Here is a 20317-nt window from a genome sequence, read left to right on the forward strand (position 1 = left end):
GGATGGATAAGCTGGCAATTTTTAGCGGTAACGCAAACCCGGAGTTAGCCTGCGCTATCTGTAAAAATTTAAGGGTAAAATTACAGGATGCTTTAGTTGGCCGCTTCAGCGAAGGCGAAATACGGGTAAAGATCAATGAAAATGTGCGCGGCAAAGACGTTTTTATCGTGCAGCCGACCTGTCCGCCGTCAAATGATAACCTGATGGAATTATTAATTATGATTGATGCTTTGCGCAGGGCAAGCGCCAATAGGATTACCGCGGTCATTCCGTATTTTGGTTATGCCCGCCAGGACCGCAAGGATCAGCCGCGCGTGCCGATTACCGCCAAATTAGTGGCTAATCTTTTGACTACCGCCGGGGCAAACCGGATCCTGACCATGGATTTACATGCCGGCCAGATCCAGGGTTTTTTCGATATCCCCGTAGACCATCTTTTTTCCGTGAATGTATTCGTAGATTATTTTTCCAAAATGAATATCAAAGATTTGGTTGCCGTTTCTCCCGATGTGGGAAGTATTAAGATGGCCAGGGCTTACGCCAAAAGAGTCAGCGCGGACCTTGCGATTATTGATAAGCGCCGGGTCTCGCCCGAGAAAGCTGAAGCAATGCATATCATGGGTGAAGTCGAAGGCAAGAATGTGATTATTGTCGATGATTTAATTGCCACAGGCAGTTCGTTGGTGGAGGCGGTAGGGGCTTTAAAAAAAGCCGGAGCCAAAACTATTTATGCCGCAATTGCCCACGGTATTTTATCGGGGCCGGCAATTCAGCGTATTGACCAATGTGACGGCCTGGAAAAGCTGCTGATCTCCGACAGCATTCCTCAGTCCCCGGAAAAGAGCAACCCAAAAATTCAAGTACTTTCAGTGGCCAATCTATTGGCCGAAGCGATAAAAAGAATACACAACGAGGAGTCAGTTAGCTGCCTATTTGATTAGGAGAGAAAGGTTGAAATGGAAGAGATAGTTTTAGAAGCAGAGTTAAGAGAGGGCAAGGGAAGAGCCAACACTAAAGATTTAAGGGAAAGCGGTTATCTGCCCGCGGTAATTTATTCCCGCGCTAAGGATGCCTTATCCATAAAAATTTCCAGGGGCGCACTTTTAAAATTGGTCCATCAGTATCATTTAGAAAACACGATTATTAATCTAAAGATCAAGGATGATAAGAAGGCCAAAGGCCGCTCCTGCCTGGTCAAAGAAATTCAGTATGGCCCGGTTAGCGAAGATATCATCCATGTGGATTTTAATGAGATCTCCCTGACCGAGGCGATCAAAGTCAATGTGCCTGTTGAAACTAAAGGCGAACCTGTCGGCGTGAAACAGGAGGGCGGGTCTTTAGAGCACCTGCTTTGGGAAATCGAAATAGAATGTTTACCCACCAGTATCCCTAAGAATATAGAGGTAGACATTAGCGCCCTTAAGCTGGGGGAAGCAATCCATGTTAAGGATCTAGTTTTTGCAGCGGGAATTAAGCCTTTAAGCGACCCGGCGGCAATTGTTTTACATATCATCGCTCCGATGAAGGAAGAAGCGCCGGCGGAAGCAGTTGAAGGAGAAGCCAAAGAGGAGCCTGAAGTAATTAAAGAGAAGAAGGAAATTCCCGGTGAAGGCGCTCCTGCTGAAGCGGCCAAAGAAAAAGAGAAAGAGAAGAAGTGAAGATAATTGCGGGCCTGGGAAATCCCGGTTTGATCTACGCGGGCTCCCGGCACAACATAGGCTGCGCGATTTTAAAATCTTTAGCCCGTTCTTTAAAAGTTTCGCTTAAAAGAGACAATTCGGTTCTTGCTTTAATAGGCACGGCTAAATTGGGCTCGCATAATGTGATCTTGGCCCTGCCGCAGACTTTTATGAATTTAAGCGGTAAAGCCGTCAGCGCTTTGCTTAAGAAATTTAAAGGCGCTCCGTCCGATCTTTTGGTGGTTTGCGATGATTTGGATTTGGAGTTGGGCAGGATGAAGATTCGCCCCAGCGGCTCAAGCGGCGGGCACCGGGGGTTACTTTCGATCATTGAACATTTGGGAACACAAAATTTTAGCCGCCTGCGTATCGGGATCGGCCGGCCAAAAAATTCAAACGATGCCGCGGATTATGTGCTGGCGGGTTTTTTACGCGGCCAGAAAATGCTGGTCCAGGAAGTAAAAGAGGATGCCGTCAACTGCTGCCTAAGCTGGGCGGAAAAAGGCGTAGTTGAAACCATGAATCTGTTTAACACAAAGACACCCCGCGCTTAAAGGAATTGCGCGGGTGTTGTCTACGTAGACAAGGAGCAGAAATGAATAAGTATGAAGCAATGGTAATTGTTAGGCCTGACTTATCTGACGAAAATAAAAAAACGTTATTTAAGCAGATCGATGACGCGGTGGCTAAGAATAACGGCCAGATCTCCAGCTCAGGAGTTTGGGCGGAAAGGCGTAAATTTTATTTCCCGATCAATAAATTTATGGAAGGGATTTATTACCTGGTAGCGTTCAGCGCTCCGTCGGCAGCAATCAAAGAGATGCGTAATATTTATAAACTTAATGAGAATATCCTAAGAGTCCTGTTTACGCGTATGGATGCCTAATCCGGATTTTTCTGGAAAAAGTATTTTAGGAGGATTTATATGGCCAGCTATAATAAAGTTTTATTGATGGGCAATCTTACTAAAGATCCTGAGTTGCGTTATACTCCGCAGGGCACAGCCGTAGCTAACCTGCGCCTGGCGGTAAACCGCAAATATCGCACCAAAGACCAGGAGTTAAAAGAAGAGGTTTGTTTTATAACCGCGGTAGTCTGGAATAAGCAGGCCGAAACATGCAACCAGTATTTACATAAAGGAAGCAGTGTTTTTGTCGAAGGCAGGCTGCAGTCGCGCAGCTGGGAGGATAATACCGGGGCAAAGCGATCAGTAATCGAAGTCAGGGCAGAGCGCGTTCAATTTATGGGTGCTCCGGGCGGGGCGGCTAAGGCGCAGGAACAAGTGAGCCCGATACATACTCAGGCCGTGCCTGAGGCATTAGCTGAGGAGCCCACTAGTGAATCAACATGGTTAGCAGAAAGCGAGGATGAAGCGCATGAAGGTTAAGACCAGGGGTTTTGACAAAGATAAAAAGAAGCTGTTGAAGAAAAAGAAAGACGCGCTTGGCCCGGTGAGAAAAAGATTTTGCCGGTTTTGCGCGGATAAATTAGGCAGTATTGATTATAAGGATATAAAAAGACTGGAAGTCTTTATTACCGAAAAAGGCAAGATCAATTCCAGCCGTTTTTCCGGTAATTGCGCCAGGCACCAAAGAAGAATTAGGGAGTTAATTAATAAGGCCAGGTTCCTGTCTTTACTTCCCTATACACGGTAAATCAAGATGGAAGTAATTTTAAATAAGGATGTAGAAAAAATCGGCAAGGCAGGGGCGGTGGTCCAGGTTAAAGAGGGGTTTGCCCGGAATTTTCTCTTCCCGCATAATTTAGCCAAGCCGGCTACCGCCGGCAGCCTTAAGAAATTAGAACAAGAGAAACAGGCAAGGAACGCCCAATCCGCTAAAGCCAAAGAAGAATTGCTTGTGGTCAAGGATCGCTTGGTCGAACTTTCTTTAACTATTTCCGCGCTGGCTCAGGATGACCAAAATTTATACGGCAGCATCAGCGCCCAGGATATCTCTGAGGCCTTAAAAGCAGAAGGTTTTTCTATCGATAAGAACATTATCGATTTGGCTGAGCCGATAAAATCTTTAGGGATTTATGAAATTCAGGTAAAACTGCATCCGGAAATAACCGCTAAACTTAAATTATGGGTAGTCAAAACAAGCACCATATAGTTTTTATCTAGCGCAGTCCCTGTGAGCGTCAGCGAACAGGGATTAAGTATCTTATAAACTTTAAAAAGGTTGTTACATGCTAAAAGAATTAGTTTTAGACAAGCTGCCTCCGCAGAACCTGGAAGCTGAGATGGCGGTATTGGGATCCATGCTTCTGGATGAAGAGGCGGTATCTTCGGCGGCCGAAAAATTAGACGCCGGGTGTTTTTATAAAGATACGCATAAGAAAATCTTCCAGGCAATAATGGATCTTTATAACGCCAATAAAGCCGTAGACTTGATCACCCTGACCGATGCCTTAAAGAAGGATGGGGCACTCGATGAAACAGGCGGGGCAAGCTATCTTACCTCTTTAGCCAATGCTGTTCCGACTGCCGCCAATATCAACCATTATGCCGGCATCGTGCGTGAAAAATATATCTTAAGGACCTTAATTAATAATTCCACCAGGATTATTACTGTCTGCCATGAAAGCCAGGGGAATATCGCTGAGGTCGTGGATACCGCCGAGAAGCTTATTTTTGAAGTCAGCGACCGGAAAAATCAGGGCACCTATCTGCACCTTAAAGAAATTATCAAGGATAGCATTGAAACAATTGACAGGCTTTATCAGAATAAAGCGCACGTTACCGGAGTACCCACCGGTTATGTGGATTTTGATATTAAGACCGCCGGGTTGCAGCCGTCGGATTTAGTGATTATTGCCGGCCGGCCTTCAATGGGAAAAAGCGCTTTTGCCCTGGGAATCGCCGAATATGCCGGAGTGATTGAAAAGATACCCACCGCGATTTTTAGCTTAGAGATGTCCAAAGAGCAGCTGGTGCAAAGGATGCTTTGTTCGCACGCCCGGGTGGATGCGCATAAAGTGAGGACCGGATATCTGGCGACCAGCGATTGGCCGCGCCTGACCGCGGCTGCCGGAAAGCTTTCGGAAGCCCCCATTTTTATTGACGATACTCCGGCAATCTCGGTCATGGAGCTGCGCGCCCGCGCCCGAAGGCTGAAATCCCATCACGATATAAAATTAATTATTTTAGATTACATGCAGTTAATGCGCGGCTCGGCGATGAATATGGAAAGCCGGCAGCAGGAGATCTCGGAAATTTCGCGTTCGCTTAAAGCTTTGGCCAGGGAATTAAATGTCCCGGTGATTGCCATCAGCCAGCTGTCCCGGGCGGTTGAATCGCGCACGGACCACCGCCCGCAGCTTTCGGATTTAAGGGAGTCCGGAGCAATCGAGCAGGATGCCGATGTAGTCGTGCTGATCTTAAGGGAAGAGTATTATAATCCTTCTCCCGATAACCAGGGAATCGCCGAAGCGATTATTGCCAAGCAGCGTAACGGCCCGGTGGGGTCTTTGAAGTTAGCTTTTATCAAGGAATTCACCAGGTTCGATAATTTGTCCAGGATTGAATAATTATTTGATTAAAGCCGTCCATTCTTATATAATAAACAATAAGTTTTAATCTAGGAGAATCCTTGCGTAAATTAATCCCGGTACTTTTAGCACCTCTACTTATCTTTAGCACAATATCCATAGTTTTGGCTGAAGAAAAACCTGTCTCCGCACCCGCAGTCCCTCCCGCGGCCGCCCCGGTAACTGTCAAAAATGTCACTGCCATGGAAGTTGTCGGCAATAAATCGATCAGTACCAATGTGATTATCTCTAAGATGAAGACGCGCATCGGCAGCGCCTATCAGGAAAATATTATCAGTGATGATTTGAAGAGGCTTTACCTGCTGGGGTTTTTTAGCGATATTAAAATCGACACGCAGGATTATAAAGACGGCCTGAAGGTTATTATCAGCGTTGTCGAAAGGCCGATTATCGAGAAGATCAGTTTTTCCGGAATCAGCCGCATTACCATGAAGGATGATAAAATAAAGCAGCAGCTTAAATCCCGCGAAACACAATATTTAGATTATCCCAGCCTTACCGAAGATGTCCATATATTGAAAAAGATGTATGAAAAAATGGGTTATAGCCAGGCCGAGATTACTTATAAAGTTGACGTCGATGCCCAGAAGGATAAAGCGAAGATAGTATTTACTGTTGTCGAAGGCAGGAAGGTGCGCATTAAAGATATTATTATCCAGGGGAATAAAACTTTTTCCAGCGGCCGCATCCTGAAACTGCTGAAGACCAAGCGCGCCTGGTTTTTTAATGCCGGAGTTTTAAAAGATGAAGTGCTGACGGAAGATATCGCGCGGGTCAAGTCTTTTTATCAACGCGAAGGTTTTACCGATGTCGCGGTAGATTACGGAGTTAAATCCGATGCCAAAAAAACATACCTGCTTTTTATTACCATCAAGATTAATGAAGGAAAAAAATACCTGGTAGGCTCGGTTATGGTAAAAGGCAATAAGGAGATTACCGAAAAAGAGATCTTAAGCCGCTTAAGCGACTGTATTCCCGGAAAAGTTTTCAGCCAGGAGGCGATGAAGAAGGATATTAGCAATGTTCAGGGCCTGTATTTTGACCGGGGATATATTTCCGCGGTTGTCCAGGAGTCCACGGTAGTCAATGCCGACAGCGGCAGGGTGGACATAACTTACGCGATTACTGAAAATCAAATTGTTTATGTTGATAAGATTAAAATCCGGGGTAACATTAAAACCAAGGACCTGGTTATCCGCAGGGAATTGAGGATCCATCCCGGAGAAAAATTTGACGGAGAGAAACTGCGGCGCAGCAAGGAGAGGCTGACAAATTTAGGATATTTTGATGAAGTAAGCTATGATACCGAGGAGAGTTCTGAACCGGATAAAAAGAACCTGCTGGTAGATGTAAAAGAGACCAAGACCGGCTCATTCAGCTTCGGCGGCGGTTACAGCACGGTTGATCAGTTCATCGGTTTTGTGGAGGTCGAGCAGAAAAACTTCGACTGGAGGAATTGGCCTTATTTTACCGGCGCCGGGCAGAATTTAAAGGTGCGCGCCTCTATCGGCAATTTGAGTAATGGCGCGGAGTTAAGTTTTACCGAACCCTGGATGTTCGATTATCCGGTTTCTTTCGGCTTCGATGCGTACCGGCGCGACCATAAGCGGGATACCGATGTAGGATATGGTTATGATGAGAAGGTAACCGGCGGGGATTTGCGTTTAGGCAAGGAGATCTCTGAGTATCTGCGTACAGATATCACCTATCGTTTGGATCAGATACAAATCTCAAATATTAATACCCCCGCCTCAGATGCTCTTTTAAATGAGGAGGGCACGAATGTAATCAGCAGTATTACTCCTTCTTTGACCTATGATAGCCGGGATAATGTTTTTGATACCCGAAAAGGTAATTATCTTACCGGGGCAATGGAATTTGCCGGAGGCCCGCTTGCCGGCGACAAGAATTACTGGAAGTTCTCCGGGCAGGCTTCGCATTTTATGCCTATGCCGTATAACGCGGTGCTGGAATTTAGAGGCAGGGTAGGTTTGGCAGATCCATTCAGTAATTCCAGCAGCCTTCCTATTTATGAAAGATTCTTTGCCGGAGGCGCGTACAGTTTAAGAGGTTATGAAGAAAGAAAAGTGGGCCCCGTTGATTCCAAATCAAATGATCCTTTAGGCGGCAATTCTATGTTGGTGGGAAATATCGAATATACTTATCCATTATTTGCTTTTTTAAAAGTAGCGGCATTCTATGATGTAGGTAACGTTTGGGAAAAACTAGGCGATATTGGTTCTTCTAAAAATGCCAACGGAGTTATCAACAGCGGAGGATTTAAATCTGACGTGGGTTTAGGCCTAAGAATTAAAACCCCGATTGGCCCGATAATGCTGGATTATGGTTTTCCCATGAATAAGGCATCCGGCGAAGACAGAAAGAAAAGCGGCAGATTTAACTTCAGCGCCAGCCACGGGTTTTAATAAATAAAAAATTATTAATCAAAACGGGAGGAAAGATGAAAAAGGCAGCAGTAGTTTTGTGGGGGGCAATCTTTGGTTTGGTCTTATTTGCCGCAAGCGCTCAGGCCGCGGATAAGCTCGGTTATATCGATCTAAGCCGCACCTTCAGTGAATATAGCAAGACCAAAGGATATGATAAAACTTTAACCGATAAAGAAAAGGCTTATACCGAAGAACGTGACAAAAAAGTGGCCGACCTTAAGGCCTTTCAAGATAAATTGAATTTACTTAATGACAAAGAAAGAGAAGCAAAAAAAGATGACCTTCAAAATAAGGTGAAAGCCTTTCAGGATTATGACCGCCAGAAGCAGACTGAACTGCGTAAAGAGCAGGATGAAAGAATGAAGGAGATCCTTAAAGATATCGAGGAAGCGGTTAAGAAATATTCCGAAAAAGAAGGGTACACCTTTGTTTTTAATGACCGGGTGTTGGTTTATCAAAATAAAACTCTGGACATTACCAGCCAGATTATTGATATTTTGAATAAAGGAAAGTAATAGGCAGTGCAGAAAACACTTAAGGAAATAGCCAAACTTATCGGCGGACAAGTTATCGGCGACGGCGATATCCTGATTACCGGGGCCTCAGGAATTAAAGAGGCGGCTGAAGGGGAGATTACTTTCCTGGCCAATCCCAAATACAACTCGCTTATGGATAAGACCCGGGCCGCGGCGATTGTTACCTCAGCTGAGGCGCAGAAAACTACCAAGCCGGTAATCTTAATTGAAAATCCTTCTCTGGCTTTTACCAAGATTATTTCTATGTTCATGCCTGATGAAGTAGGGCATCCCAAGAACATAGATTATACCGTAGTCCTGGGCAAGGATGTTTTTTTAGGCAAAGACGTGGCTATCGGGCCTTATACGGTTATCGGCGATAATGTTGTAATAGGAGATAACGCCATAATTTACGCCGGCTGTTATATCGGCCACCATACAAAAATAGGCGACAATACTTTAATTTATCCGCATGTTTCCATACGCGAACGCATCAGTATTGGCAGAAGCGTAATTATTCATTCCGGCACAGTCATCGGTTCGGATGGGTTTGGATTCGCTACGATTAAGGGGCTGCACCATAAGATCCCTCAGGTGGGGACAGTTGAGATCGGCGATGATGTTGAGATCGGCGCCAATGTTACCATTGACCGGGCGCGTTTTGATAAGACGGTTATCGGCCGGGGAACTAAAATCGATAACCTTGTCCAAATTGCCCATAATGTAGTTATCGGTGAAAATTCTCTTATCGTCGCCCAGGTAGGTATATCCGGCAGCACGATTATCGGTAATAATGTGACTTTAGGCGGCCAAGCCGGTTTGGTCGGCCACATCAATATCGGTAATAACGCCATTGTAACCGCCCAATCCGGAGTAGCAAAATCCGTTCCACCGGATACGATGGTCTCAGGCTATCCGGCCCGGCCTTTTATGACTACGCAGAGAGCAAACGCCAGCCTTCAGAACTTACCTAAGCTATTTGATCTGGTTAAGGAATTAAAGAAAAAGATTGAAGAGCTGGAAGCTAAATTAAAATAAATCAATCCCTTAATTTTGTCAGGATTGATACTAGAGCGGCGATAGCCGCGAAAGTATAAAATGGAAAAACAAAGGACAATCGCCAAAGAAATTCAGCTTAAAGGTATTGGCATCCATACGGGCAATAAGGTTAATCTTACCCTTAAGCCGGCAGAGGCAGATAGCGGCGTAACTTTTATCCGCACAGATATTCCCGCGGCTCCCAGGATAAAGGCCAATGTGGAATTTTTGCTGGCGCAGAAATTGAGCCGGCGCTCCTCCATCGGAAATGGCCAGGTAGAGGTGCAGACTGTCGAGCACCTTATGGCGGCATTATCCTGCTTAGGAATTGATAATATTGATATCCAGATAGATAATAATGAGCTCCCTGGCTTAGACGGCAGCGCCAGCGGTTTTGTCGAGGCCCTGGAAAAGGCCGGGATAGCTCAACAGGAAAAACAAAAATATATTTATACGGTTAAGGCGCCCATAAGCATCCAGGAAGGCCCAAGTTCCGTTACTATCTTGCCGTCTAAAGAGTTTAAGGTTTCCTACACCTTAAACTATGACCATCCTCTGCTTGAGTCGCAGTTTTTAGAGGTGGCGGTTAACCCGGAGTCTTTTAAGAAAGAGATTGCTCCGGCGCGGACTTTCTGCATGGAGAGCGAAGCCCGGCAATTACAAAATCAGGGCTTAGGCCTGGGGGCCAATTATGAAAATACCCTGGTCGTCGGCACCGCGGGGGTAATTAAAAATAAGCTTAGGTTCAAGGATGAATTTGTCAGGCATAAGATCCTGGATTTAATCGGCGATCTCTATTTAGCCGGTTGTCCGATTTACGGCCACGTGATCGCCATAAAAAGCGGGCATTCTTTGAATCTCAAGATCGCCCAGAAAATCCATGAGCAAAGAATAAAAACACAAGGAGCTGCGGATATGAAAGAGGTCTTGGATGTTAACGAGATTATGAAGATTTTACCGCACCGCCAACCGTTCCTGTTTGTTGACCGGGTTACCCATTTGGAAAAGGGCAAGCGGGCAGTCGGGATTAAAAACGTAACCATAAATGATTATTTTTTCAAAGGCCATTTTCCGGGCCGTCCGGTTATGCCGGGGGTGCTTATTTTAGAGGCGATGGCCCAGGTTGGCGGGGTAATGATGCTGGCCAGCGAGGAGAACCGGGGGAAGCTGGCGTTTTTTATGGCCATTGATAACGCCAAGTTCAGAAAAACAGTTGTTCCCGGGGACCAATTGGTTTTTGAAGTAGAGGCCGGAAAGATGCGCTCAAAGATCGGCTTGGTGCATGGCAAGGCATTGGTAGACGGCAAAGTGGTCGCCGAAGCCGATTTAATGTTCGCCTTGGTAGAGGATTAATTATGCAGATACACCCTTCAGCAATAGTTTCTCCGAAAGCAAAATTAGCATCAGGGGTAACGGTCGGCCCCTTTAGCATAATCAGCGATAATGTCAGTATCGGCGCCGATACCAAAGTCGGCGCGCATTGCGTAATCGAAGGAAACACCGCTATCGGCCGCGGCTGTGAAATATTTACCGGAAGCGTCATCGGCAGCCGGCCGCAAGACCTTAAATTCAAAGGTGAAAAAGTATTCTTAGAAATAGGCAACAATAATATTATCCGCGAGTATTGCACGCTTAATCCGGGGACAAAAGAAGGGGCAAAAACAATTATCGGTGACAATAATTTACTGATGGCTTATTCGCATGTCGCCCACGATTGCCAGGTTGGCAGCGGGTGTGTTTTGGCCAATAACTGCACCCTGGCCGGCCATGTCACCATTGAAGACTCCGCGGTTATCGGCGGGATAGTGGCCATACATCAGTTTGTGCGCATTGGCAGGCTTTCAATTATCGGAGGATGCTCTAAAGTCGTCCAGGATATTCCCCCGTTTTCTACCTGCGATGGGCATCCGGCGCGCGTCTACGGTTTGAATCTTATCGGTTTAAGGCGTAAAGGCATTTCCAACGCGTCCATCAAACAGCTTGATCAAGCGTTTAAAATGATCTTTAATTCCGGATTATCCGTAAAGCACGCCGTTGAAAGAGTAGAAAAAGAACTGGAGAAAAGCCAAGAGATAACTTATCTGGTTAATTTCACTAAAAACTCTGAGCGCGGTTTAACCCGCTCCTGTCGCTAAATTAATGCCAAAGATCGGTTTGATTGCCGGAAACAGAAAATTCCCCCTGCTTTTTGCCGCCGCGGCCCGCAAAAAAGACTGTTCAATTGTCGCTATTGCCATTAAAGGCGATACCTCGCCCAAACTAAAGAAACTGGTTGATAAAATATACTGGATCGGCCTGCCTGAATTTCAGAAAATCTTTGAGATATTTAAATCCGAAGCAGTAGAGGGCGTGGTCATGGCCGGACAAATCAGCCCGCACAGATTATTCAGTAAAGAGATTAATAAAAGCCCGGAATTAAAACAGATTTTAGAGAGCCTAAAAGACAAAAAGACGGATACATTATTCGGGGCGGTGGCGCAAAAATTGGAAGAAGCCGGTTTATCTCTTTTAGACTCAACGACATTTATCGAAGAGTATCTGCCTAAAAAAGGCACGCTGACCAAACATCAGCCGGATTTTAATACCTGGGAAGATGTCTATTTCGGTTTAAGTTTGGCTAAGGCGGTGGCCAGTTTAGATATCGGCCAGACGGTGGCGGTAAAAAGCAAGACCATAGTTGCCGTTGAGGCTTTTGAAGGGACGGATAATTTGATTCGCCGGGCAGGCAAAATCAGCCGCGGCAGGATGGTAATCGTTAAGGTAAGTAAACCCAAGCAGGACATGCGCTTTGATATTCCGGTTATCGGCTTAAATACGATAAAAAATCTGACCAAGGCCAAAGCCAGGTGCCTGGCGTTTGAAGCCGGCAAAACACTTTTTATCGACCAAGAAGAAAGCATCCGGCTGGCGGATAAAAAGGGTATCTCCATTGTCGCGGTATAAAATTTCTTGACAGAGGCTCTTTGTAGTGCAAGAATGATATAACAAAAAGGAGGGAAACATGCCACGGACAGCTGAAACAAAACCAACGGAGTTTAAGTTATATGCCCCTGGGGCCAAAAAGGTTATGGTTGCCGGAAGTTTCAATAAATGGGATACCAAGAAATTATCTGCCAAGAAAGACAGCAAGGGTAATTGGTTGGCAAAGGTAGCCCTTAAGCCGGGCAGGTATGAGTATAAATTTGTCGTTGATGAAAATTGGACAAATGACCCCCGTTGCACCTCTTGCGTAGCCAATTCGCTGGGTTCGCATAACTCTGTAGTTGAGGTTAAATAAGTTAACCTTTTCATCATTAATTATCAAGCTAATCATTCCCTGCCATTCATAGCGGGAATGATTACTTTAGGGCGCTGCTTATTAAGTAGCGCCCTCTTACTTGTTCGCCGACGCTCACAAGTATTTCGCTAGATTAAAACTTATGGTGCTCAAACTTATCCAACTATGAAATATATCTACGGCCCGATAAAATCGCGCAGGCTGGGGCTTTCCTTAGGTTTAAGCCTAAGCCCTAATAAAATATGCAATCTGGATTGTATTTATTGCCAATGGGGCTCTGTCGGCAAAACTGTTGCTGAAAGAAAAGAATACGCCAGCCCAGCTGAAATTATCTCTGAGTTAAAATCCTGGATCCAAAATAATCCCCAAGAATTTAAAGAGCTAAAATTCGTCACTCTTTCCGGTTTAGGCGAGCCGACGCTAAATACCTGCATCGGGGAACTGATCGATCAGGTAAAGGCGATTACCGGCGCAAGCATCGCTGTAATTACCAATTCTGCGCTTCTGGGGGATCCTTTGGTGCGTAAGGGGATTTTGAAAGCGGATTTAATTGTTCCTTCTCTGGATGCGGTTGACCCGCAAATCTTTAAACAGATCGACCGGCCGGATACGGCTATAAAATTAAATGAAATTATCGACGGCTTAATTGCTTTAAAAAAAGAATTCCGCGGTAAGATCTGGCTTGAGATCATGCTGGTTGCCGGGGTCAATGATGATTTTGGCCATATCGAGGAATTAAAAAAGATAATCCAGCGCATCAATCCGGATAAAATCCAGCTTAATTCTCCGGTGCGCTCAACCGCCGAGAAAAACGTTCTTCCCGTCGAGAGGGCAAAATTAGAGAAGATAAAAGAGTTCTTAGGGGATAAGGCGGAGATTGTTTAGGAATTTGCGCCAGCCTATATTGCGCGCCTGTAGCTCAACTGGATAGAGCATCAGTCTTCGGAACTGATTGTTGCTGGTTCGACCCCAGCCAGGCGCATAAAGCCTTTGACTATCTTAGACGGGGGCGTATAATAAATCATATTTAAAATCAAGGAGATACAGTGATAATATGGGATTATCAGAATAAGGGCAGCTTATTGATTTATTTAGGGGTAATTTGCCTATCTCTTTTAGTTTCGGGTTGCGCTTCAACAAGCACTTTCAATTCGTATTCCTCCCAGCTTAATCCCATGATAAATGATATGCGAAACAGTAAGCCAATTGATCTTACAAGGCAGTTTAACGGTAGAATAAATTCTAGCGATAAAATTCTTTATTTAACGGAAATGGGACGCATTGCACAAATTCAAGGTGATTTTGTTAGAAGTAAGAAGAGTTTTGAATCCGCGATCCAAGCAATTAAAGAATCTGACCAGAAGGCCGTCATGAGTGCTTCCGGTGCCGTAGCGCAAGCATCAAGTGTTATCGTAAACGATAATACTATCCCTTATAAGGGAGATGGGTATGAGCGTGTAATGCTGCATCATTTTCAGGCCTTAAACTATCTTGCGCAGAATGATGTCGAAAATGCCGGTGTTGAGATACGCCTTGCAAACGCAGAGCAAGAGAATGCTCTCAAATTACATGAGCAGGAAATTGAGCGCGCGCAGGAATCGGCTAGAAAACAGAACATATCTGGCCAAGAACCAGGTGCGGTAGTTAATGCTTACGCGCAAATGGATGCTGCCATAGGCGGCATTAAAAGTTCTTTTCAGAATGCTGCCACTTTTTATTTATCAGGAGTTATATATGAGGCCTTAAGTCAGGCCAACGATGCCTATATCGATTATAAAAAAGCGCTGGAAATCTTTCCTAACAATATATATCTCCAAAAGGACGCTATACGTCTGGCAAGGCAACTTAATATGGGCTCAGACTTAAATAAATTCAAGTCTCTTTATCCAGCAGCCTTTGAAATTAAACAATCTGTTCCTAAAAATAGCGGAGAATTGATTGTTTTATTCGATGATGATTTCGTAGCCCAAAAACAACAAATAAAAATTCCTATTCCAATTTCACTCCAAACGATTAATTTTATTGCCGTGGCTTTTCCCATATATAATATAAGACCGTTTAATCCTGCTGGATTATATATTCAAGAGTTTGGCAATATGCTTGGAGAGACCCAGCCGATTTGCAATCTTAATGCGCTAGCCCTCAAATCATTAAAGGAAAAAGTTCCTGTTGTCACTATTCGTCAGTTAATCCGGGCCGGGGCAAAGGCTTCAATGGCAAAAGTTGCTGAAAAACAAGGCGGATGGCTAGGTTCTTTAGCTGCTAGTGTTTACAATGTTTTTAGCGAGAATGCCGATTTGCGCAGTTGGGTTACGCTCCCTGCTGATGTACAGATTATGCGTTTAAATCTTTCTCCAGGGGAACACCAGTTTAATATCTTCCATAAAGAATCCGATGCTAATACCGCATTAAATGTTAATATAAAGGAAAAAACCAAAACAATCGTTTATATAATTCGTGCTGGAAATAAGTTATATTCTAAGGTAATGTTATAGGGTATAGAGTTATATGGAGGCTGAGATGATGAAAAAATACACTTTAGCTGCGCTTTTAATGGCCGCATTTTTATTTACATCGGTTTTTGCTGCTGAGCCTGATCAGAAAGAATTGGGTTCTAAGATTAAAGTTGCTATCTTTGTTCAAAATCGAGCGGATTCATTTTTACTGAAAAAGTTAGGCACCTTTAATGATTTAATCACCAGCCGTCTTACGCAAAAAGGGCTTACTGTTATAGACAAAAATGATGTATTGGCTAAATTTAGAGAATCGCGTGTAGCTGAGCCCGGTCTCTCTAATACGATTAAGATGCTCACGGATATCGTTAAAGCCATAAAAACAGAAGCTCCAGTTGAGACGATTAGTGATGGCAGCGCGCTACGAATATCTCAAATGATCGGAGCAGACTATTTACTTTTTGTTTCCATTGTTTCTTTCGGTGAAGAGCATAAGAAATTTAAAGGAGAAGGCACTATCTATGGCACTAATACAGAAGCCGCAGATTACATTCTGCGTCTTTCTATTAAAGTTTTAGATGGATCTCAGGGGGGAAGCATATTTGCCGATATCGCTACAGTTTCTGAACGCATGGCGTATCTGCCAAGCCTTGAGATTCAATCGAGTGAGATTATTAATAAGCTGCTAGATGCAGGCTCATTAAAGTTGGCGGACAGCATATCCACGAAGATTGGCGACATTCGTAAAGCCGAACCCCAAAAGTTACCACCTGTAAATTTTACTATTAAAAGTAATGTTGACGGAGCAACAGTTGAATTAGATGGTGCGGCTATTGGTTCGACTTCAGGTAATTTCAAGGCTAGCCCAGGATTGCATCAGATACGTATTTCAAAAGAGCGCTTTGCTACCTGGGAGAAAACTGTAAATATTTATGCGGGTCAGGCCCTCAATGTAAAGTTAGAGTTGTCTAGCGAGGGTCTTGAAAGAGCGAAAGAACAAAAAGATATAGATAGCCTGCTGTATCGGGTTACAAAAGATAAGAAGGGAGATGACAAATGAAATTTCTAAAAGAAAAGTTGTTCCTTGCAGTAATATTCATGGGCTCATCTTTATTAGTTAGTATTCCTTTGGTATCGGCGGAAGAACATGGTCAGGAAGGGAAAGACACGATTTTAATTGGCCGCATTCAGATTCAACCTTCAGTTCAGGAAATGGCGCAGGCCAAGGGTTATAATTTGCAGTTGAAACGCGTTGCAGAGTCTATTGAGTCACAACTTATAAATACTTTAGGCGCTTCAGAATTATTTCTTATGGTAGAACGTAAACGCAAAAGCGATATAGAATTGGAACAAGCTTTCGCTGCGGTAGCAACTAATCCTGGGGATAAAAATGCGGCACAGGTTTTGAAAATGACAGGAGCTAAGTATATATTTCTTCCCCAAATTGATGGTTTTGAAGATATCGTTGAAACTCAAGAACATGCTGCTATAGGCAGGGTATCTAGAGAGAGAAAGTTATATCTTTCAGTTGTTGTGCAGATCGTAGACGCAACGACTGCAGAAATGTTGCCTGCTATTGCGAGCATTCAGATTGAGAAAAGATTAGATGCGGAAATGGTACGCCTGGGAACAGAGATGTCTAGCGAGAAAGGTTTGGTTGAACTTTCTAAGGAAATGGCAGAGAAACTCACCCAAAGCGTAGTTTGTGCTTTACGTCCTCCAACGATTTTAACAGTTACAGGACAACAGGTATTGATTAACCGAGGCCAAGATGCGGGTTTTAAAAATGGCGATGAAATTGAGATTTTTGCGACTCAACACATAAAGGATGCAGAAAATAACCGGTTTATAAAAAACGAGGCTCTAGTCGGTAAAGCTATTATTTTTCGCTCTGAACGCTCAAATAGTTCTGCTAATCTTACAGGGGAAAATTTGGGTGTCACAGGTGGCTGTATAGTTAAACCGGCTATGAATAATTCTCAACCAACAGGGCAAAATGTTCTTACGCCAGGTTCAAGTGAAAAGCCTTTAAAATGGACTCAATAAAAGGGGGATTGTATGGGATATACTACAAAAAACAAAAATTACAATATTTTTAAGTTCCTTGGATTATTTGTGCTGATTTTTGCTTTAGCAGAAGTTTTGAATGGATGTGGAACTGCGGGTATGGCAGGTTCGGCTAATGTAGTAGAAGGTCCTAATGGATATATGCAAGAAAGTAGAGTTGTGGTGTATAATAACTGGCTTGCCCATTATATTAAGATTACAGACTTAAAAAGCTTTTTTGTCGGGGATTTATTAAAGGCGAACGTCACAGTATTTTCAAAAGCATTAAGTACTCTAAATTTACAATATAAATTTAGGTGGTATAATTCTCAGAGTTCAGAGGTAGAATCTGAGTCTTCGCCATGGCAACCACTAATCTTGTATGGAAAAGAGACCAAGAGCGTGCAAGCTGTAGCACCTAATCCCAGCGTAAAAGAATTTAAAATCGAAATAAGATTTAGAGAATAAGAAGGAGTGAGCAGATATGAAAAAGAATAAATATTTATTAATCAGCAGTCTTGGGCTAAGTTTATTTATTTTTCCAGGATGTGCAACAGCACCTGTTGTCCAATATGGCGATGCACAAGCTTTACAGCAAATTTCCACTGATTTTAGTTCTTCCGACCTTCAGCAGATTGCTGCGTCCATGGTAGATTCCCTGTTGACTTTTCCGCCCATAGTTGAAGTTACGAATCAAAGGCGGCCTGTTATTACCGTAGATAAGATTAAGAATAAAACAATGCAGCACATTGATACAGAATCCGTTACTGATTCTATACGGGCAAAATTGGTTAAATCTGGAAAGTTTCGTTTTATTGATCGCAGCACCGATGAAGCAACTACCGATGAGGTTAAAACACAACAGGATAGCGGCCTAGTAGATAAAAGTACAGCTGTCCAATTTGGTAAACAGATAGGCGCTGAATATATGTTAACAGGTAATATATCAGAAATTCAGCAACATGGCGGTAGAGTGGAAGATGTATATTATAAGTTTACTCTTAATCTGAAAAATATCTCTACAGGAATTTTGGAGTGGACGGACGAAAAGGAAATTAGGAAAGTAAGCAAGCGCCCAGTTTTTGGCACCTAAGCTGTATAGTAATTTACGTAAAAAGATATTTTATTTTACAGATATCCCCACAACTTTTGTGGGGATATCTGTAATAGTATGATAAAATAACCTTTTTAAAGAACAGCAAAATTCCCAGTGCAGTTGATATCTTGGCCAAGCGCATAGATACAAGTTGGTCAGGAGAGCCGATTCTAGAAATAGTTGACAAAAAGGCAATTTTGTAATACTTTGATAAAGCGCTAGTTACGTTATTTGGGCCATTAGCTCAATTGGCAGAGCAGGACACTCTTAATGTCAAGGTCGGTGGTTCGACTCCACCATGGCCCATTTTATTCATTCTACTAAAAAAACCCGATGAAGAATTATGAAGTATTAGAGCATACCGCGGATATCGGCATCAGGGTAAAATCCTCATCTCTGGAAGGCCTGTTTAAGAGCGCCGGCCTGGCTATAACCGAGTTTTCCGCGAAAAAACAAAAAAATCAATTTCCGGAAAAACATAAATTTGTCATTACGCAAAAAGCAGCTAATGTCGAGGAGCTTTTTGTCAATTGGCTTAATGAGTTATTGTCCTTATCTTGCGCCGAGGCGCTTATCTTTGAAGATATCAAAATAAATCAGATCAACGAGCAGTTTGTCGACGCCGTCGCCACAGGAACCGACAACAGGAATTATAAGACAAGCGTCGAGATCAAGGCGGCAACCTACCATCAGCTTAAAGTCCAAAAAATTAACTCTCACTGGCAGGCAGAAGTAATTTTTGACGTTTAAAAGTCAAAATGCCCGATCATATCCAATTAGAAAAAATTGATGATTACCGCTGGCGTATTCCCAAAAGCTATAAACCGGGAATGCGGGTGCCCGGATTAATTTATGCCAGCGAAAAGCTGTTAGAGAGTATTTATAAGGATAAGGCGTTAGAGCAGGTGGCCAATGTGGCGTTTTTGCCCGGAATTGTCAAACATTCCCTGGCTATGCCTGATATTCATTGGGGTTACGGATTCCCAATCGGCGGAGTTGCGGCTACGGATATTGATGAGGGTGGGGTTATCTCACCCGGGGGAGTTGGTTTTGACATAAATTGCGGGGTAAGATTAGTAAAAACTAATTTAGGGTATGATGATGTTAAAGACAAGCTTGAAGATTTAACTAACCGTTTGTTTTCCGATGTGCCTGCCGGAGTCGGCTCTGAAGGTAATATCAGAGTAGGGACCAAAGAAGAGAAACAAATATTATTAAAAGGCAGCCGCTGGGCGGTAGAAAACGGATTTGGCACAGAGGATGACCTTGAATGTACTGAAGAAAACGGCGCAATCCAGGGAGCAGACCCGGAGGCGGTTTCCGAGCGCGCTTTTCAAAGAGGCAAAGCCCAATCAGGTACCCTGGGTTCGGGAAATCATTTTTTAGAGGTGCAGGTAATCGATCAACTTTATGACCGGGAGGCTTGCGATACGCTGGGCCTGAATTTAGGCCAGGTAATGGTAATGATCCATTCCGGTTCGCGCGGATTTGGCTACCAGATTTGCGAAGATTACGCGCGCAAGATGGTCGAAATTTTACCAAAATATAAAATAAATGTTCCCGACAGGCAGCTGGCTTGCGCGCCGGTTAACTCCAATGAAGGTAAGGCTTATTTGGGAGCAATGCGCTGCGCGGCAAATTATGCCTGGGCAAACCGCCAATGTCTGATGCATTTAACCCGGCAGGCGTTTGAGAAAGTATTTGGTTTGTCCTGGCAAAAACTGGGAATGTTTCTGATTTATGATGTTGCCCATAATATCGCCAAGATCGAGAAGCATGAGGTTGATGGCGTAAAGAAAAATCTTTGCGTGCACCGTAAAGGCGCCACCCGCGCCTTTGGGCCGGGAAATCCGGCCATACCGGAAAGGTATAGAAAAATCGGCCAGCCGGTAATTATCCCCGGAGATATGGGTAGGAATTCATATTTGTTGGTGGGTACGCAAAAGGCAATGGAGGATACTTTTGGCAGCACTTGTCATGGGGCAGGCCGGCTGATGTCACGCACTGCCTCGGCCAAATCTACCAGCGCAGATATATTGTTGAAAGAATTAAGATCTAAAGGTATAATAGTGAAAGCTTCCGGCCGTAAAACCGTCGTCGAAGAGGCGCCAATGGCCTATAAAGATGTAAATGAAGTGGTCGATGTGGTGGCCAACGCCGGAATCGGAAAACGCGTCTGCCGGATGCGGCCGCTGGGCGTAGTTAAAGGATAAA

General features: G+C 44.0%; 23 protein-coding genes and 2 tRNA genes. All 25 read left to right on the plus strand.

What is annotated here, in order from left to right:
- Positions 1-2: 2 nt before the first annotated feature.
- Entirely contained in the window at positions 3-941 is a 939-nt protein-coding gene (locus tag PHG87_04895) for a ribose-phosphate pyrophosphokinase (GenBank protein ID MDD5477523.1), read from the plus strand.
- A 15-nt stretch (positions 942-956) separates the two neighbouring features.
- Positions 957-1658: a 50S ribosomal protein L25 gene (locus tag PHG87_04900; GenBank protein MDD5477524.1), complete on the plus strand. Its 702-nt coding sequence runs from the start codon at positions 957-959 to the stop codon at positions 1656-1658.
- Positions 1655-2233, plus strand: a complete 579-nt coding sequence (gene pth, locus PHG87_04905) for an aminoacyl-tRNA hydrolase (GenBank protein MDD5477525.1) — start codon at positions 1655-1657, stop codon at positions 2231-2233. The genes PHG87_04900 and pth overlap by 4 nt, the downstream gene beginning before the upstream one ends.
- A gap of 41 nt (positions 2234-2274) precedes the next feature.
- Positions 2275-2565, plus strand: a complete 291-nt coding sequence (gene rpsF / locus PHG87_04910) for a 30S ribosomal protein S6 (protein ID MDD5477526.1) — start codon at positions 2275-2277, stop codon at positions 2563-2565.
- Positions 2566-2604: 39 nt separating this feature from the next.
- Complete coding sequence (locus PHG87_04915) at positions 2605-3066, plus strand: single-stranded DNA-binding protein (GenBank protein ID MDD5477527.1); 462 nt, start codon at positions 2605-2607, stop codon at positions 3064-3066.
- On the plus strand, positions 3056-3334 hold the full coding sequence (rpsR, locus tag PHG87_04920) for a 30S ribosomal protein S18 (GenBank protein MDD5477528.1): 279 nt from the start codon (positions 3056-3058) through the stop codon (positions 3332-3334). Before PHG87_04915 ends, rpsR begins: the two co-directional genes overlap by 11 nt.
- Before the next feature lie 6 nt (positions 3335-3340).
- Complete coding sequence (gene rplI / locus PHG87_04925) at positions 3341-3793, plus strand: 50S ribosomal protein L9 (protein ID MDD5477529.1); 453 nt, start codon at positions 3341-3343, stop codon at positions 3791-3793.
- Positions 3794-3869: 76 nt separating this feature from the next.
- Positions 3870-5210: a replicative DNA helicase gene (gene dnaB, locus PHG87_04930; GenBank protein ID MDD5477530.1), complete on the plus strand. Its 1341-nt coding sequence runs from the start codon at positions 3870-3872 to the stop codon at positions 5208-5210.
- Positions 5211-5272: 62 nt separating this feature from the next.
- A complete protein-coding gene (bamA, locus tag PHG87_04935; GenBank protein ID MDD5477531.1) occupies positions 5273-7657 on the plus strand; it encodes an outer membrane protein assembly factor BamA in 2385 nt (794 codons plus the stop codon).
- A 35-nt stretch (positions 7658-7692) separates the two neighbouring features.
- Positions 7693-8193 carry an OmpH family outer membrane protein gene (locus PHG87_04940; protein MDD5477532.1) on the plus strand — a complete coding sequence of 167 codons (501 nt, stop codon included), beginning with the start codon at positions 7693-7695 and terminating at the stop codon, positions 8191-8193.
- Between the two features lie 6 nt (positions 8194-8199).
- Positions 8200-9231 (plus strand): UDP-3-O-(3-hydroxymyristoyl)glucosamine N-acyltransferase, encoded by a 1032-nt coding sequence (gene lpxD / locus PHG87_04945; protein ID MDD5477533.1) that lies wholly within the window; start codon positions 8200-8202, stop codon positions 9229-9231.
- A gap of 60 nt (positions 9232-9291) precedes the next feature.
- On the plus strand, positions 9292-10584 hold the full coding sequence (locus PHG87_04950; protein ID MDD5477534.1) for a bifunctional UDP-3-O-[3-hydroxymyristoyl] N-acetylglucosamine deacetylase/3-hydroxyacyl-ACP dehydratase: 1293 nt from the start codon (positions 9292-9294) through the stop codon (positions 10582-10584).
- A 2-nt stretch (positions 10585-10586) separates the two neighbouring features.
- Positions 10587-11366 (plus strand): acyl-ACP--UDP-N-acetylglucosamine O-acyltransferase, encoded by a 780-nt coding sequence (lpxA, locus tag PHG87_04955; protein MDD5477535.1) that lies wholly within the window; start codon positions 10587-10589, stop codon positions 11364-11366.
- 4 nt (positions 11367-11370) lie between these two features.
- Entirely contained in the window at positions 11371-12174 is an 804-nt protein-coding gene (gene lpxI / locus PHG87_04960; GenBank protein ID MDD5477536.1) for a UDP-2,3-diacylglucosamine diphosphatase LpxI, read from the plus strand.
- 58 nt (positions 12175-12232) lie between these two features.
- Positions 12233-12508 (plus strand): glycogen-binding domain-containing protein, encoded by a 276-nt coding sequence (locus PHG87_04965; GenBank protein ID MDD5477537.1) that lies wholly within the window; start codon positions 12233-12235, stop codon positions 12506-12508.
- A gap of 165 nt (positions 12509-12673) precedes the next feature.
- Positions 12674-13393 carry a radical SAM protein gene (locus PHG87_04970; protein ID MDD5477538.1) on the plus strand — a complete coding sequence of 240 codons (720 nt, stop codon included), beginning with the start codon at positions 12674-12676 and terminating at the stop codon, positions 13391-13393.
- A 23-nt stretch (positions 13394-13416) separates the two neighbouring features.
- Positions 13417-13490: transfer RNA gene (locus PHG87_04975), tRNA-Arg, on the plus strand.
- 64 nt (positions 13491-13554) lie between these two features.
- A complete protein-coding gene (locus tag PHG87_04980) occupies positions 13555-15003 on the plus strand; it encodes a hypothetical protein (GenBank protein ID MDD5477539.1) in 1449 nt (482 codons plus the stop codon).
- A 25-nt stretch (positions 15004-15028) separates the two neighbouring features.
- Positions 15029-16021, plus strand: coding sequence for a PEGA domain-containing protein (locus PHG87_04985; protein ID MDD5477540.1), 993 nt, complete (start codon positions 15029-15031; stop codon positions 16019-16021).
- The gene (locus PHG87_04990) at positions 16018-17007 is read left to right on the plus strand and encodes a CsgG/HfaB family protein (GenBank protein MDD5477541.1); all 990 of its coding nucleotides are present in this window, start codon (positions 16018-16020) and stop codon (positions 17005-17007) included. Before PHG87_04985 ends, PHG87_04990 begins: the two co-directional genes overlap by 4 nt.
- A 12-nt stretch (positions 17008-17019) precedes the next feature.
- Positions 17020-17475 (plus strand): DUF1425 domain-containing protein, encoded by a 456-nt coding sequence (locus PHG87_04995; protein MDD5477542.1) that lies wholly within the window; start codon positions 17020-17022, stop codon positions 17473-17475.
- Between the two features lie 16 nt (positions 17476-17491).
- Complete coding sequence (gene lpoB / locus PHG87_05000; GenBank protein MDD5477543.1) at positions 17492-18100, plus strand: penicillin-binding protein activator LpoB; 609 nt, start codon at positions 17492-17494, stop codon at positions 18098-18100.
- Positions 18101-18336: 236 nt separating this feature from the next.
- Positions 18337-18409, plus strand: a tRNA-Lys gene (locus PHG87_05005).
- A 27-nt stretch (positions 18410-18436) separates the two neighbouring features.
- Positions 18437-18853 (plus strand): archease, encoded by a 417-nt coding sequence (locus PHG87_05010; protein MDD5477544.1) that lies wholly within the window; start codon positions 18437-18439, stop codon positions 18851-18853.
- Between the two features lie 8 nt (positions 18854-18861).
- The gene (locus tag PHG87_05015) at positions 18862-20316 is read left to right on the plus strand and encodes an RtcB family protein (protein MDD5477545.1); all 1455 of its coding nucleotides are present in this window, start codon (positions 18862-18864) and stop codon (positions 20314-20316) included.
- Position 20317: the final 1 nt, after the last annotated feature.

Source organism: Candidatus Omnitrophota bacterium (genome assembly GCA_028716245.1).
In the GTDB taxonomy this organism is placed as follows: Bacteria; Omnitrophota; Gorgyraeia; order Gygaellales; family Profunditerraquicolaceae; genus UBA6249.